Annotated in this window: 15 protein-coding genes and 1 pseudogene; 8 read left to right on the top strand and 8 right to left on the bottom strand. The window is 71.0% G+C overall.

The genetic code is table 11. The features are described 5' to 3' along the window. The first annotated feature begins 24 nt into the window (after positions 1-24). From AB0I21_RS29380 to AB0I21_RS29370, 3 genes are all read left to right on the top strand, one after another. On the top strand, positions 25-1299 hold the full coding sequence (locus AB0I21_RS29380; RefSeq protein WP_360565971.1) for an ATP-binding protein: 1275 nt from the start codon (positions 25-27) through the stop codon (positions 1297-1299). 206 nt (positions 1300-1505) lie between these two features. Further along, positions 1506-2141, top strand: coding sequence for a response regulator transcription factor (locus AB0I21_RS29375; RefSeq protein ID WP_344512051.1), 636 nt, complete (start codon positions 1506-1508; stop codon positions 2139-2141). Between the two features lie 258 nt (positions 2142-2399). After that, positions 2400-2714, top strand: coding sequence for a hypothetical protein (locus AB0I21_RS29370; RefSeq protein ID WP_360565969.1), 315 nt, complete (start codon positions 2400-2402; stop codon positions 2712-2714). Between the two features lie 184 nt (positions 2715-2898). Here AB0I21_RS29370 and AB0I21_RS29365 read toward each other — a convergent pair whose 3' ends face one another. Then, positions 2899-3048: a hypothetical protein gene (locus AB0I21_RS29365; protein ID WP_360565968.1), complete on the bottom strand. Its 150-nt coding sequence runs from the start codon at positions 3046-3048 to the stop codon at positions 2899-2901. A 218-nt stretch (positions 3049-3266) separates the two neighbouring features. Between AB0I21_RS29365 and AB0I21_RS29360 the strand changes: the two genes are divergently transcribed. Next, entirely contained in the window at positions 3267-4052 is a 786-nt protein-coding gene (locus AB0I21_RS29360) for a hypothetical protein (RefSeq protein ID WP_360565966.1), read from the top strand. Positions 4053-4169: 117 nt separating this feature from the next. After that, positions 4170-5054, top strand: coding sequence for a sporangiospore maturation cell wall hydrolase GsmA (gene gsmA, locus AB0I21_RS29355; RefSeq protein WP_360565965.1), 885 nt, complete (start codon positions 4170-4172; stop codon positions 5052-5054). Between the two features lie 254 nt (positions 5055-5308). Here the strand turns inward: gsmA and AB0I21_RS29350 are convergent, their stop codons facing one another. The 7 genes from AB0I21_RS29350 to flgN all read right to left on the bottom strand — a co-directional run bounded on the left by AB0I21_RS29350 (position 5309) and on the right by flgN (position 12799). Then, positions 5309-7360: a PAS domain S-box protein gene (locus tag AB0I21_RS29350; protein WP_360565963.1), complete on the bottom strand. Its 2052-nt coding sequence runs from the start codon at positions 7358-7360 to the stop codon at positions 5309-5311. 205 nt (positions 7361-7565) lie between these two features. Next, positions 7566-9167 (bottom strand): methyl-accepting chemotaxis protein, encoded by a 1602-nt coding sequence (locus AB0I21_RS29345; RefSeq protein WP_360565961.1) that lies wholly within the window; start codon positions 9165-9167, stop codon positions 7566-7568. Between the two features lie 79 nt (positions 9168-9246). After that, entirely contained in the window at positions 9247-9489 is a 243-nt protein-coding gene (csrA, locus tag AB0I21_RS29340) for a carbon storage regulator CsrA (protein WP_203847552.1), read from the bottom strand. Positions 9490-9559: 70 nt separating this feature from the next. Then, positions 9560-9967 carry a flagellar assembly protein FliW gene (locus AB0I21_RS29335; protein ID WP_360565960.1) on the bottom strand — a complete coding sequence of 136 codons (408 nt, stop codon included), beginning with the start codon at positions 9965-9967 and terminating at the stop codon, positions 9560-9562. Positions 9968-10012: 45 nt separating this feature from the next. Next, complete coding sequence (gene flgL / locus AB0I21_RS29330) at positions 10013-10909, bottom strand: flagellar hook-associated protein FlgL (RefSeq protein ID WP_360565958.1); 897 nt, start codon at positions 10907-10909, stop codon at positions 10013-10015. Positions 10910-10918: 9 nt separating this feature from the next. Next, positions 10919-12316 (bottom strand): flagellar hook-associated protein FlgK, encoded by a 1398-nt coding sequence (gene flgK / locus AB0I21_RS29325; protein ID WP_360565956.1) that lies wholly within the window; start codon positions 12314-12316, stop codon positions 10919-10921. Then, entirely contained in the window at positions 12317-12799 is a 483-nt protein-coding gene (gene flgN, locus AB0I21_RS29320) for a flagellar export chaperone FlgN (protein ID WP_360565954.1), read from the bottom strand. 163 nt (positions 12800-12962) lie between these two features. Here flgN and AB0I21_RS29315 point away from each other — a divergent pair, with 163 nt between their 5' ends. The 3 genes and pseudogenes from AB0I21_RS29315 to AB0I21_RS29305 form a co-directional block, all read left to right on the top strand. Continuing rightward, complete coding sequence (locus AB0I21_RS29315) at positions 12963-13853, top strand: sigma-70 family RNA polymerase sigma factor (RefSeq protein ID WP_360565952.1); 891 nt, start codon at positions 12963-12965, stop codon at positions 13851-13853. Between the two features lie 117 nt (positions 13854-13970). After that, positions 13971-14858 carry a FliA/WhiG family RNA polymerase sigma factor gene (locus AB0I21_RS29310; protein ID WP_360565951.1) on the top strand — a complete coding sequence of 296 codons (888 nt, stop codon included), beginning with the start codon at positions 13971-13973 and terminating at the stop codon, positions 14856-14858. 166 nt (positions 14859-15024) lie between these two features. Continuing rightward, positions 15025-15362, top strand: a pseudogene (locus AB0I21_RS29305) (flagellin); the annotation flags it as partial.

Raw genomic sequence — 15362 nt, 5'->3', positions numbered from 1 at the left:
ACTTTCGGCGCCTATGGTCGCACCATGACCAGCACATCGCACGCGACCACGAAGACCCGGGCCTTCCCGGTGCCGGCCGACGAGCAGGAACGGCTGCGGTCCCTTGCGGACTACGGCATCCTCGGGGTGCCCCCGCTGCCGGACCTGCCGTCGGTCGTCGAGCTCGCCGCCTACATCTGCGGCGTGCCGAACGCGGTCGTCAACATCATCTCCGCGACCCAGCAGCACCAGATGGCCGCCTACGGGTTCGAGCCCGGTGTCTGCGACCGCGAGGACTCGATGTGCGCGATCAGCATCGTCGAGCCGGAGACCGTCGTCGTCCGCGACGCGACCCTCGACCCCCGCTTCAACCGCAACCCGTTCGTCACCGGCGAGATCGACGACGTGCGCTTCTACGCCTCCGCCCACCTGCGCGACCGGGACGGCCACGTCCTGGGCAGCCTCTGCGTCTTCGACCAGCAGCCGCACGAGCTCACCGCGCAGCAGCGCGAGGGCCTGGAGAAGCTGGCCCGCATGGTCATGGACGTGATGGACCTGCACCGGCACGGCCAGATGCTCGAACAGGCCCTCAACACGGTGCAGCGCACCACCCGCGAGCTGCAGCGCTCCAACGCCTCCCTGCAGCACTTCGCCGGCCAGGTCAGCCACGACCTCAAGAACCCGCTCACCGGCGTCCTCGGCTTCGTGGCGATGCTGGCCGAGACCGACGCCGTGCTCGCGGACGCCACCGCGAAGCGCTGCGTCGACAGGGCCCTGTCCTCCGCGACCCGGATGTGGCGCATGATCGAGGACGTCCTGTCGCACGCGTCGCTCGGTGGACGCCCGTCCTTCGCCCAGGTCGACCTCGGCGCCGTCGTGCAGCAGGTCCTCGACGACATCGGCGCCGCGATCTCGGCCGCGCAGGCGACGGTCGACACCGGTGCGCTGCCCATGGTGTACGGCGACGCCACCCAGCTGCGCGTCCTCGTCCAGAACCTGGTCAGCAACTCGCTGAAGTTCCGCGACCGCGGCCGCGCCTGCCACATCTCGATCACCGGCAGCGAGGACCCCGACGGCTGGACCTTCGCCGTCGTCGACAACGGCATCGGCATCGCCGAGGAGGACCGCCCGCGCGTGCTGGAGATGTTCACCAGGCTGCGCACCGAGGTGGAGGGCTCCGGCATCGGCCTCGCCACCTGCCAGCGCATCGTGGAGGCGCACGACGCCAAACTGGCGATCGACGGGACCCCCGGCGGCGGCACCACCGTCCGCATCACGCTGCCCCGCAACGCCCTGCCCTTCCCGGTGCTCCTCTCCTGAGCTGCCGGGCTTCCGGAAGTGTGATTCCGGCCGGAGAGCCGACGGTGTCCACCGGTGTCCGATTGTCCTGCGGTGCAGCACGGTTGCCGACGAGCGCAGGTCAATTGCAGCGTCTGGCACCCGGCCGGTGCGGCCTGCGACGCTTACCTGGCAATGATCCACGCCGTAAACGCCCAGGCCACGACACACTTTCCCGAGGAGCCCAGATGACGATCCGATTGGTCGCCGTCGATGAACACGTCCTTCTCCGACTCGGCCTCAACCGCGTCGTGGCGACCGTCCCGGACATCACTCTGGTCGGCGAGGCAGGCAGCGCCGCCGAGGCCGAGCGCGTCGTCGCCGAGACCCGCGCCAACGTCGTCACCATCGACGCCTCCCTCGCCGACAGCGACGGCATCAGCCTCGCCCGCCGGCTCCGCGCCGCCAGCCCCGACCTCGGCGTCGTGCTGCTCAGCGCCGTCAGCGACGACAACCTCCTCTACCGCGCCCTCGACGCCGGCCTCTCCGCCTACGTCACCAAGGCCGCCCCGATCCCGTCGGTCCTCGCCGCCATCCGCCACGCCGCGGTCGCCCCGCACTCCTTCACCGCCCCGGGCCTCTCCTCCGCCCTCTCCCGCCGCCGCGGCCAGACCGGCCTGCTCAGCCAGCGCGAGCAGGAGGTCCTCTCCCTCATGCGCGACGGCTTGAGCCTGCCGACCATCGCCCAACGCCTCGCCGTCTCCGAGGCCACGGTCAAGACGTACGTGTCCCGCCTGTACAGCAAGCTCCGCGTCAACAACCGCTCCCAGGCCCTCATGGCCGCCGTCAACCAGGGCCTCCTCGTCTCGGCGGACGCCGCCTGACATCGGCCTTACAGACGAAAACGCGGACCGGCACCCCCTCGCCGGTCCGCGCTGCAACCACCCCCACCGCTCCGCGGCAGGGCCCCGGCGGGGGTTCCCACCCGCACCCCCATGCTCACTCCGCTCACACTGCCACGCGCTCCGCGCGGCAGCCTCCGACGCCTGCGCGTAGCGCCCAACCCCACCCCACAGACGAAACGCGGACCGGCACCCCCTCGCCGGTCCGCGTTATTGCTGTCTGTACGCCATGCTGCTGCGATGGACCGCTACGAAGGCATCTGCCACCTCGACTGGTGGGCCAACTCGTCCACGGCATTCGGCGCCGGCGAGGTCTCCGTCGTCATCACCTCCGACGGCGACACCTGGCAAGCCCACGGCCATCTGCACGAACCCGACCCCGAGGCCCTGGAAGGCTTCACCTTCCTCTGCGACCTCGACCCCGTCTTCACGCTCCGCTTCCCCGACGACGCCACCATCGAGGTCACCATCCACCCGACCCCCGAACCGGGCCACTTCACGATGACCGAGTACACCGGCCCGACCACCCGCCCCGCCGTCCTCCGGGATGCCTGATGGTCCAGCGCCGTCGAAGGCGTCATCCGGTGCTGCCCGCACCGCTGCTGGATTCAGAACCGGGGCGAGCTGTGCCTGGCCGGGGCGTTGGCGGTCGCGCCGCGTAGAGAGCGCGCCTCGGGGTGGATCGAGGCCTTGGCGCTGGGAGCATCGCATCGCCAAGGGCCATCCGGTCACGACGGGGTCACCAGGTGGAGACGTCTCCGCCGATCAGGGTCACGGCGGCCACCGAGGTGATGCCGACCAGGACGGCCACGAGGCCGACGTCGAGGGTGGCGGCGCCGCGGTCGTCGCGCACGAGACGGGCGTGCAGCCTGGCGATCAGGTTCGTCATCGTCAACTCCCTCGGGGCGGCTTACGGTGATGCAAGCATGACGGAACGTGACCGTGCGGCGCTGTCCGATGCGGGTGCGGTGAGGGTGGGATGAACGTCTGACATGGGGTTGCCGGGAAGGTGTCGACGGGCGGCAGAAGGGAATCCAGCGGGCCATGTCGGCACCCTGTTTGCGGAAAGTCACCCCTTCGGGGTGGCGCGCGGACCAGAATGATTCTGTGCCAAAGATCGACACTGGTCTGGCAAAGCTGCTCGCGCTGGTCCTCGTGGCCGGTTCGCTGACCGCACCCACGGCGTCGGTGAACGTGTCACGTGCCGCGGTCGCGCGCGGCTGGTTGCCGGTGATTCCGGGTCCACCCACCGCCGAGCTCGCCGGGGCGGCCGACAGCGGCGGCCGGTGCGCGGATCCGACCGGCACGTGGCTGGGCATGCACTGGCGCAACGAGTTGCGCTGGCGGGTCAACGAGCAGACGATCCCCGCGTACCTCGGCGACCGCACCACCGTCGTGAACTCGCTGCGCAGCGCGGCGACCACCGTGGACACCGGACGCAACGACTGCGGGCTGCCGGCGAATCTCGGCATCCAGGAGTCGTACGCCGGACGCACCGACCACAAGGCGGGCGTGACCCCGGCGGGTGGCTGCGGCGAGCGGGACAACCAGAACACCGTCTCGTTCGGGCGGCTGGAGCAGGGGCTGCTCGCGGTGACCTGCATCTGGTGGTTCGGGGGCAAGGAGAACGGCCGCAGCGTCGAGACCGACATCCTCATCGACGACACCGAGGGCCTGTTCTTCACCACGACGCCCGCGGACTGCTCGTCGCGCTGGGACCTCGAAGGCACGGTCACCCACGAGTTCGGCCACGCGTTCGGCCTGGGGCACGTGCCGTTCGCCGAGCACGGGTCGCAGACGATGACCGACGGGCTCCCGGACTGCTCCACCGCCTACCGCGGGCTCGGCCTCGGCGACTACCTGACGCTGAAGCAGCAGTACGGCACGAACTGACACACGGGACCGGCTGATGCCGCGAGCAACGTTGCGGCAACCCGGCGTGCACCTGGCCGCGCTACCTGAGCTGGCGACCTTTGAGGGGACCACCCACCCCTCATGGGAGATCAGTTCATGTTGCGCAGTCTCAAGCAGTACGTCCTCGTGCCCGCTCTGGCGCTCGCCGCGACGGCGACGACGCTCGTCGTGACCACCGCCCCGGCCGACGCGGCCGTCGTCTCCGTCCGCGTCAACGGCGCCCTCGCCGCCCGCAACGGCGCCGCCAACTGGTTCACGCAGACCCGGAAGATCAAGAACAAGCAGAAGGTGACGGTCACCTGCAAGGTCAGCGGCCAGTACCTGCGCGGCAACGTCCGGCGCACCGCCCAGTGGGACCGCACCGCGATCGGTGACTTCATCTCCCACGCGTACGTCTCCGGCAACCCCAAGCTGCCGAACTGCGCCCCCGCCCCCGCACCCACGACCGCCGCGCCCGTCGCGCCCCCGGTCGCCGCGGTCCCGATGGGCCCGACCGGCACGATGACCAACGCGCAGTTCCTGGCCGCGTCGATCCCCGCCGCCCAGCAGAGCCAGCGCGACACCCGCGTGCCGACCTCCGTCACCCTCGCCCAGGCCATCCTCGAGTCGGGCTGGGGCCGCAGCTCCCTGTCGGCCAACGACCGCAACTTCTTCGGCATGAAGTGCTTCAACAACGCCCCCGGCGCCTACGCCGCCGGCTGCAAGTCCTACAGCACCCAGGAGTGCAACGCCGCCGGCGTCTGCAGCACGACGGTCGCCACGTTCCGCACGTACGCCACCGCCACCGCCTCCTTCACCGACCACGGCATGGCCCTGAAGAACCTGTCCCGCTACGCGGCCGCCTTCAACTACCTCAACGACCCGAACCAGTTCGTCGCCGAGGTCCACAAGGCCGGCTACGCCACCGACCCGCTCTACACCACGAAACTGGTCGCCCTCATGCAGAAGTACAACCTCTACCAGTACGACCTCGCCCTGTAAGCCCGTACAGCCCATACGCACAACGGCGGCGGTCACGCCCGGCTCACCCCGGACGTGACCGCCGCTTCCGTGTGCGAGGTGCGACCATCGCGTGGTGGAGGTCTGGTCGCACGAAGGGAGGCTGTACGAGGTCGCGTCGATGTACAGCCTGGATGACGACGCCTGGCAGTACGAGCTGAGCAGCCTGACGGGTGCGCCCGGCACCGGGCCGTGGCTCGTGGTCGTCATCCCTGACGCGGCACCCGACGACAGCGTCAGGCGGTGCGGGCAGGGACCGGGGCGTCGTGCAGCGGCAGGAGGCAGGTGACGATGGTGCCCTGGTCGAGGGCGGGGCCGGCCCAGATGTGGCCGCCGTGGCGCTCGACGATGGACTTCGTGATGGCCAGGCCCAGGCCGGTGCCCTGGCTCTGAAGTTCCTGCGAGCGGCTCGAGCGGAAGAACCGGTCGAAGATCTGGTCGAGCTCGGCCGGCGGGATGCCGATGCCGGTGTCGGCGACGGTGAGGCGGACCTGGGCGCCGTCGAGGTCGGCGGTGAGGCGGGCGCTGCCGCCGGGCGGGGTGAACTTCAGGGCGTTGTCGAGGAGGTTGATGAGGACGCGTTCGAGCTGGTCGCGGTCGCCGTGCACGACGATGGGTGGGTCGGGCAGGTCGATGTCGAGGTGGACGTCGCGCTGGCCGCGGACGGCCTGCAGGGCCTCCAGGGCGCCGGAGACGACGGCGCGGAGGTGGACGGGGCCGGCGTTGATCTTCACCTGGCCGGCCTCGATGCGCGACAGCATGAGGAGGTCCTCGATGAGGGCGAGCAGGCGGCGGGCGTTGCGTTCGACGGCGGCGAGGAGGCGGGCCTGGGGGCGCTGCACGGGGCCGGCGTCGCCGTCGACGATGACCTCGACGTTGCCGAGGATGCTGGTGAGCGGGGTCCGCAGCTCGTGCGAGACGGTGGCGACCAGGTCGGCGCGGACCTTGTCGAGCTCGCGCAGGCGGGCGGCGGCGGCCCGCTCGCGGTCCAGGGCGTGGCGCATCGCCTCGACGGTGCGGCGCTCCCGGGTGATGTCGCGGGCGACGCAGAGGTAGCCGGTGACCTCGCCGGACTCGCCGCGGATGACGCTGACGGTGAGGGAGACTGGCAGCGTGGCGCCGTCGCGGCGCACGTAGGTCCACTCGCGGGGCTCGGAGTCGCCGGCCTGGGCGGGCTCGAAGAGGGTGGCCAGGCCGGGCACCTCGGCGGGCAGGTGGAAGCGGTCGAGGGTGACGGCGCCGACGACGTCGGCGGCGCGGTGGCCGAGGAGGCGTTCGGCGCCGGCGTTGAAGACGGTGACGGTGCCGCGCCGGTCGGTGCCGATGATGGCCTGCTCGGTGGCGGCGGCGAGGACGTCGGCGAAGAGGCGCTCGGTGTGCCGCTGCGTGGTGACGTCGAGGCCGGTGCCGATGACGTGGGTCAGGTTGCCCTGCTCGTCGGTGAGGGCGGTGTTGCTCCAGACGATGCGGTGGCGGCTGCCGTCGGCGGCGAGCCAGTCGTTCTCGAACGTGTTGGGGAACGCGTCGGCGGTGAGGTGGGCGAAGGCGTCGTCGCCGCGGCCGGTGTCGTCGGCGGACATGCCGGCGCTCCAGAAGGGGCGGCCGATGACCTCGTCGGCGGTGAAGCCGGTGACCTCCTCGCAGCGGCGGTTGAAGGCGGTGATCCGGCCGTCGGTGTCCAGCACCATGACGAGGAACCCGGCGCTGTCGAGGATCGCGCGGTTGAAGTCGCGTTCGCGGCTGACCTCGCGGGTCCGGGCGGCGAGCTCCGCGGCGCCGGCGCGGCTGCGGCGGACCCAGCTCTGCGCGGCGGACGCCATGAGGGCGCCGATCGCGAACACCAACAGCCCGCGGCGCCACTCGTGCTCGAAGACGACGGCGCTGCGCAGCATCGGCAGGGAGAAGACGACCGCCATCGCGACGACGCCGATCGCGGTGGCCGCGCGGCCGTGGTACAGCGCCAGCCAGAAGACGGGCAGCAGCGCGAGCGCGCCGTAGCCGGCCGGGTCGTCGCCGGTCTCGGGGATGTTGAGCAGCGCGACGACGCCGAAGAAGCCCAGCGGCGGCGCGGCCTCGTAGATGGCCGGCAGGCGGTGCCACGGCACGGTGACGGTCAGGCCGAGCAGCAGGGCGAGCACGACCACGGCGGACACGAGGGCCATGCGGTCGACGACGGGCCGGAAGAGGGCCGTGCCACAGGCGAGGATCGCCACGGTGAGGAACGGCGCGATGCGCCGCCAGCGGTCCGGGGCGCTCAGCGTCCGCAGGTCAGCGTCGCTGTAGAGCATGCCTTCAATTTTCGGCGGTGACGGCCCTAACGTCTGCCGATTGCGCCAGAACGAAGGCCGCGAGCAGCCAGAACGAAGTCCGCGAGCAGCGCCCGGAACGGAAGGCGGGCAGCGCTCGGAACGGAAGGCGGGCAGCGCTCGGAACGGAGGCGGGCAGCGTCGGTACGGAGGCCGCGCGCGGCGCCGGAACGGAAGGCGGGCAGCGTCAGATACGGAAGCGGGCGACCAGGGCGTTCATGTCCTCGGCCATGCCGGCGAGCTGGCGGGCCGCCGCGAGCGACGTGTCCGCCTCCGTGGTGTTGCGCCCGGCGACGTCGGCGATGTCCGCGATGGTGGCGGCGATCTCGCCGGTACGGACGGCGACGTCGCTGACGGTCCGGCTGCTCTCCTGGGTCGAGGCCGTCTGCTCCTCGACGGCGCTGGCGATGGTGACCTGGAAGTCGTTGATGCGGGCGATGATCGAGCCGATCTCGCTGATCGCCTCGATGGCGTGCTCGGCGTCGGCCTGGATCTGCTCGACCCGCCGGCTGATGCCGTCGGTGGCGCGGGCGGTCTCCTGGGCGAGGTCCTTGACCTCCCCGGCGACGACCGCGAAGCCCTTGCCCGCGTCGCCGGCGCGGGCGGCCTCGATCGTGGCGTTGAGGGCGAGCAGGTTGGTCTGCTCGGCGATCGACGTGATCACCTTGACGACGTTGCCGATCTCGACGGACGAGGTGCCGAGGCGCGACATCATCGCGTTGGTCTGGTCGGCCATGCTGACGGCGTCGCCGGCGACCCGCAGGGCGTCGTTGGCGTTGCGGGAGATCTCCGCGATGGAGCCGCCCATCTCCTCGCTCGCCGACGCCAGCGTGTCGACGTTCTGCGAGACCTCGCCGGCGGCGTGGTTGGCCGCGCCGGCCCGGTCGCTGGCGAGCGCGGCCGCCGACACGATCCGCTGCGACGCGCCGGACAGCTCGTCGGCGGACGTGGCGACGGTGCGCGCCGACGTGGACAGCGCCTGCACGGTGCCGCGGACGCTGTCGATGGCCCGGTTGAGGTCGCGGGCCATCAGGCCGACCTCGTCGGTGGAGCCGACCGCCGAGGTGCGCGAGAGGTCGCCCTCGGCCATGCCGTTGAGCACGGAGGACACGTCGCGCAGCGGCACGACGATGCCGCGCATGACGAGCCAGCTGATCGCGACGGTGAGCAGCAGGCCGACGACGCCCGCGGTGGAGAGGAGGAGGACGGCCCGCTCGCGCTCGTCGCCGACGGACTTCGACGCGGCCGAGGCGACCCGTTCGAGGGCGTCGCCGACGCCGGGCAGCTTCGCCTCAACCTCGGAGAAGGCGGTCTGGAACTTCGCGTACGACGCCGGGTCGCGGTCGCCGCCGGCCGCGGCGGTGACCGTCTGGCCGGCGAGGTCGATGTAGTTCGCGATCGCCGGGGCGACGGCCTGCGCGGCCGCGCGGACGGAGGCGTCCATGCCCGGGGCGGTGAAGGTGGCATGGACACCGCCGAGGATCTCGCTGTGGTCGGCGAGGTCGGCCCGCACCTCGGCGGCCTCGGTGCCGGTGTCGCCGCCGCGGGAGACGGCCAGGAGCATGCGCAGCACGTCGCCGCGGATCGCGTCGTGGGCCATGTCGGCCTCGAGGGTCTCGCGGGTCAGCTTGCCCACGTGCTCGAGCTCCCGGGCCCGCTCCTCGCCGTCGGTCAGGGCGCGCACCCCGACGAAGAGCAGCGCGCCGACGGTGACCAGGGCGACCGCGAGAACGGCGCCGAGTTTGACGGCGATCGGCCGGTTTCGGAGCCAGTTGCGCACAGCGCCCATGACGTGCCCTTCTCGAGGCGTTACCCACCTGCCTATCGGCATCGGTGGAGACGTCCTGAGAAGTCGGGTTTGAACCCCGCTATTGCTGTTCGACGTCGGCGCGGAGCATGCGGCTCAGGGCCCGCACGGCGACGTCGCTGGGCGACGCGGCCTCGCGGTTGACCTTCTGGAGCTCGCGGTAGACCTCTTCGCGATGGACCTGGATGCTGCGCGGTGCCTTGATGCCCAGCCGCACGACGTCGCCGCGCACGTCGAGCACGGTGACGACGACGTCGTCACCGACCATCACGCTTTCCCCGGGACGTCGGGTCAGGACGAGCACAAGCCGCTCCTTCGCTGGGCGATACGCGAACAGTACCCGATATGCCGGTTGTCCGGGGTGAAAGACCCGATCAGGCGACGGCCACGAGCTTCTGCCGCACGGACAGGCCGCTGCGGGTCAGCACCAGCTGCACCGCGCGGCGACTCTGCTGGTCGAGCACTATGGGCGCCATCAGGTTGACAGTGGCGTCCTGGACGCCGTCGCCCGCGGTGACGACGAGCAGGACCAGCAGCCCCTCGGCGTCACTGACGCCGAGGGCGGCGAGGGCGTCGTCGTCGACCTCCGGCGCGTAGTCGGGGAAGAACTGCGCCGGCGGCACCACCAGGAACCGCAGCCCGGCGGAGTCGACAGAGGTCAGGGCATACAGCGTGCCCGTGTCCTCCAGGCGGACGAGCACGAACCGGCGGTCGTCCGGGAAGCCCGGCATCGGCGCAACGAAGTCGATCACCGGCAGCGTGGTGGTCTCTGGCTGTCCCACGGTCGCGACGCTCATGGATTCCTCACGTGTGTGCTGGCGGCGGGCCTACCGCAGGAAGTCGACCAGCGAAGGCTGGATCACCTTCGCGGTGGCGGCGAGAGCGGCCTGGTAGGCGGTCTGCTGCAGGGCGAGTTCGGTGATCGTCTTCGGCAGGTCGATGTCCTCGACATCGGACAGCTGCGCCTTGAGATCGAGCACCCGATTCTGGGCAGTTTGCTGCATTTCGGACACTTGATTGTATCTGGAGCCGACCCCGGAGAGGCCCGCCTGGATGCGTTTCTGCGCCGTGTCGACCCCGGCGAGGTCCGACTGCAGGCCCGCGGGATTGTTGCGCAGGTGGTCGGCGATCGAGCCGAGCAGCTTGAACACGTTGCCGTTGCCGGCCTCCGGGCCGAAGACGTCCTCGGCGCCGGTGTCGACGCGGACGGTGGCGTTACCGCTGATCGTGCGGTTGATCTTACCGTCGTCGCCCTGGTAGTCGCCGTTCTTGTCGTAAGCGATCGCGCCGGGGGTGCTGCCGCCGAAGATCGGCCGGTCGAGGTACGTGGTGTTCGAGAGGTTGATCATCGAGTCGCGCAGGTTGTCGACCTCCAGCGCGATCGCCTCGCGCGCCTCCGGGCTGCCGGCCGAGCCGCTCGACAGACCGGAGAGCACCAGCTCGCGTGCCCGGTTCATCTGCGTCGAGGCACTCTTCAGGGCCGTGTCGGCCATGTCCAGCCATCCCATTCCGTCGTCGGCGTTGCGCGAGTACTGGTTGAGCGTCGCCACGTCGGCACGGTGCTGCATCGCGATCACCGCGCCGCCGGGCGAGTCCGACGCCTTGGTGATGAGCTTGCCGCTGGACAGCTGGTTCTGCAGCTGCTGGTTGCGCGCGAGGTTGACCTGAAGGTTCGCCAGCGTGTTGCTGGCCATGGAGCGTTCCGTGACGCGGAAGCCGGGCATCCGTTCCCCCTACCGTTTCATGTTGATCAGCGAGTCGAGCGTGCTGTCGACCACCGAGATGACCTTCGCCGCCGCCTCGTACGCGCGCTGGAACTGCAGCATGTTGGTCATCTCCTCGTCGAGGCTGACGCCGGACCCCGCCTGTTCGGCGGCGGTCACGTCGTCGGAGATGACCTGCTGCGCGTCGGCACGCCGGTTGACCGTCTGCGCCGCGATGCCGATGTCGACCACGTAGTTGCGGTACGTGACGTCGGCGCCCGTCTGGTCCTTCGCGAGATCCGCCAGCGCGGTCGCGTTGTCGCCCTGGAACGGGTTGCTCGACGTGCTGGACGCGGCGACCTTCGTCGGGTCGGTGATCGCCACGCCGATGTCCCGGGCGTTCGTGCCGGAGAAGAAGGCACCGCCCTGCTGCGGCGTCGGGACCGTGGCCGGCGGCACCACGGTGATGTCCCAGCCCCGGGCGTGCTGGTCGTTGACGGTCTGGATGAGCAGGCCGGCGACCGTGTCGAGGCCCGTCACCGCGTTCGGGATGGTCGTGGTGAGCGACTCCAGCCGCGAGGCGATCCGGCCGGTGGAGATGGACACGGCCATGCCGTCGCTGAAGGTCACCGTCGACGGCGCGACGAGCCGGCCGTCGACGGCGGGCGAGCCGGACGCGACCAGCTCGCGGGCCGTGTCGCCCTGCACCAGCACGGCGCCGGCGAGCAGCACGTCGGTGGTGCCGTCCTCCTTGGGCCGGGCGGTCGCGCCGGTCAGCTCCGACAGCCGCAGCACCAGCTGGTCGCGCTTGTCGGTCAGCTCGTTCGTCGGCATGTCGGCGACCTTCGCCAGGGCGATCCGGGCGTTGAGGTCGGCGACCGAGGCGGTGGTCTGGTTGACCACGTCGACGTCGGCGGTGAGCTGCTCGCGCGTGGCGGAGTACAGCTGCTCCAGGTTGGCCCGGGTGGTGCGCATCGACCCGGCGACCGTGTTGGCGCGGGAGAGCAGCTGGGTGCGGGCGGAGGTGTCGCCGGGGCGGTTCGCCACGTCGGACCAGGCGGACCAGTAGTCCGACAGCTGCGCCTGCAGCCCGGTGTCGCTGGGCTCGCCGAGCGCCTGCTCCACGTTGGCGTAGACGGTCTTCTGCGCCTGCAGGTACTCGTTGAGCCCGCGCTCGGCGCGGGTGCGGTTGGTCATGAACTCGTCGTGCAGCCGGGTGACGCCGGTGATCCTGACGCCGTCGCCGACGCCGCTGCTGATCGAGTAACGGGCCGGCTCGGTCACGTTCTCGACCGGCGTGAGCTCCACCCGCTGCCGCGAATAGCCCTCGGTGTTGACGTTGGCGATGTTCTGGCCGGTGATGTCCAGTGCCCGGCGCTGCGCGTAGAGCGCGGACAGCGCGGTGTTCAGGCCGGAGAAGGTGCTCATCTACATCGCCTCGTCAATCAGCCGGTTGCGGGGGGCCGAACCGACGGTCTGCCCCCGCCGCCCATAGGTCTCGACGGAGCCCGCGACCGCCAGCATCGTCTCGCGGGCGGCCCGTGCTCCGGTGGTGAGGATGTCGCGGTTGGCCTCGGCGAGCGCGCTGACCTCGGCGGTCAGCGTCAGGAACGCCATGCGGTGCTGGTTGAGCAGGTCCGACCAGGGCGCCGGGGCCGCCTCGGCGAGCTGGCTGAGGCTCGGGTTCGGGCCGAGCCCGAGGGAGGCGCCGATCGCCTCGACCTCGGCGGCCCGGACGACCTCCGTGCGCCGGATCTCATCCAGCACGACCTCGACCTCGCGGGTGGCGTGCGCGAGCCAGCGGGTGCGCCCACCGGCCAGCACCAGCTGCTCCTCCTCGAGCTTGAACAGCAGCAGCTCCAGCATCTCGCGTTCCCGCCACAGGATGCTCGCGAGATCCGCCAGCCCCATGCCCGCTCCGCCCTTCACCGTGTCATCGATCGCTTCACCCATAGAGGTCGGCAGGTCGATGAGGGCCTTGAGTACAACCTCCCCGCAACTTTGCGTCACCGCGACCCGCACCCGTGGCTACCGAGGCTGGTTCTCGACCAACTCCTGCCACGAAGAGGTTGCCGTGACTGTCACCAGCGAAGCCCAGACCGAGACCCGGACCTCCCTGAACGCCGCGGAACTGGACGCCGCCGTGCGCAGCCACCTGCCCCTCGTCGGGCACCTGGTGCGCGAGATGCTCGGCCGGCTGCCCACGCACGTGTCCCGCGAGGACCTGATCTCGGCCGGAATGGCGGCGCTCGCGCACGCCGCGAAGGGCTTCGACCCCAGCCGGGGCATCCCCTTCGGCAGCTTCGCCACCACCCGCATCCGTGGCGCCCTCCTCGACGAGCTGCGCGGCCTCGACTGGGCCAGCCGCTCCGTGCGCACCCGCGCCCGCAAGGTGGAGCTCGCGCAGCAGGAGCTGACCGCCGCCCTGGGGCGCACGCCGACGCAGGCGGAGCTGGCCGAGTCGCTCGGCGTGGCGCCCGAGGAGCTGAAGGCGATCGGCGACGACGTGCAGCGCGCGGTCGTGCTGTCGCTGCAGGGCTTCACCGCCGGCACCGCCGAGGACCTCGTGCCGGAGCGGACCCCGGGCCCCGAGGACCTGATCCTGCACCGGGAGAAGATCGGCTACCTGCACCACGCCGTCAACGCGCTGCCGGAGCGGCTGCGGTACGTGGTCACCGCGTACTTCTTCCAGGAGCGGCCGATGACCGACATCGCCGCGGAGCTGGGCGTCACCGAGTCGCGGATCAGCCAGCTGCGCTCCGAGGCGCTCGTGCTGCTGCGCGACGGGCTCAACAACCATCTCGACCCGCAGCTGCTGAACGCCCCGGAGCGGGGCAACGGCTGCGTCGCCCGCCGGCGGGAGGCGTACTACAGCCAGATCGCGCGACAGGGCGACCTGAGCGCCCGGCTGGCGCACACGACGGCGCTCGGCATGCCCACCTCCGGCCTGGGAGAGGCCGCCTGAGGACAACAACCTGTTAGCAACCCAGCGCGACCTTTTGTGTACCCAAAGTGACAGAGGCTGGATCTTGCCGGGGTTCCCCGGCCCACGAAGACCCACTCCTGCCACGAAGAGGTTGCCGTGACTGCCACCATCCAGGAACAGAGCGCCAGCACCAGCACCAGCACCAGCACCAGGACCGCCCGCGAGCGGAACGACCTCGTCCGCGCGCACCTGCCCCTCGTCGGGCACCTGGTGCGCGAGATGCTCGGCCGGCTGCCCGCCCACGTGTCCCGCGAGGACCTCGTGTCCGCCGGCATGGCCGCCCTCGCCCACGCCGCGAAGGGCTTCGACCCCAGCCGGGGCATCCCCTTCGGCAGCTTCGCCACCACCCGCATCCGCGGCGCCCTCCTCGACGAGCTGCGCGGCCTCGACTGGGCCAGTCGCTCCGTGCGCACCCGCGCCCGCAAGGTCGAGACGACCACCCAGGAGCTGACCGCCGCCCTCGGCCGGACGCCGACCCAGACGGAGCTCGCCGAGTCGCTCGGGATCGCGCCGGAAGAGCTCAAGACGATCGACGACGACGTCCAGCGGGCCGTGGTGCTGTCGCTGCAGGGCTTCACCGCCGGCACCGCCGAGGACCTCGTCCCCGAGCGGACCCCGGGCCCCGAGGACCTGATCCTGCACCGCGAGCGGATCGGCTACCTGCACCACGCGATCGGCGCGCTGCCCGAGCGGCTGCGCGCGGTCGTCACGGCGTACTTCTTCGAGGAGCGCCCGATGAACGACATCGCCCGCGAGCTGGGCGTGACGGAGAGCCGGGTCAGCCAGCTGCGGGCGGAGGCGCTCATGCTGCTCCGCGACGGGCTCAACAACCATCTCGACCCGCACCTGCTGGAGGCGCAGGAGCGCGCCGGCGGCTGCGTCGCCCGCCGCCGGGAGGCCTACTACAGCCAGATCGCCGGCCAGGGCGACCTGAGCGCCCGGCTGGCGCACACGACGGCCCTCGGCATCCCGTTCAACCTCTGACCGAAAGACCCGGTTCCGCTGCGGAACCGGGTCTTTCGCGGTTATAGTTGAGTTGCGGAATATTTCCTCGGCAGATTCCTCATGCCCCGGACGCTGACGCCGATGTCTTCGGTGAGCGAGCCAAGGACGGCTCGCGCAGCACGGCCCGGATCAAGGAGGAATCACCATGGGTCTTCGTATCAACAACAACATCGCCGCGCAGAACGCCTACCGGAACCTGTCGACGACCGACAGCCAGATGAGCAAGTCGCTGGAGCGCCTGTCGTCCGGTTACCGGATCAACCGGGCCGCCGACGACGCGGCCGGCCTCTCCATCAGCGAAGGCCTGCGCTCGCAGATCGGCGGCCTGAAGGTCGCGGTCCGCAACGCGCAGGACGGCATCTCGGTCGTGCAGACCGCTGAAGGCGCACTCACCGAGACGCACTCCATCCTGCAGCGCATGCGCGACCTGTCCGTGCAGGCGTCCTCGACCGGTTCGCAGGACACCGACGCCCGCACCGCCGC

The sequence above is a fragment of the Dactylosporangium sp. NPDC050588 genome (assembly GCF_040654975.1).
Classification (GTDB): Bacteria; Actinomycetota; Actinomycetes; order Mycobacteriales; family Micromonosporaceae; genus Dactylosporangium; species Dactylosporangium maewongense.
The sequence above is the reverse complement of the archived record's forward strand: the minus strand, read 5'-3'. Positions and strand labels throughout refer to the sequence as shown.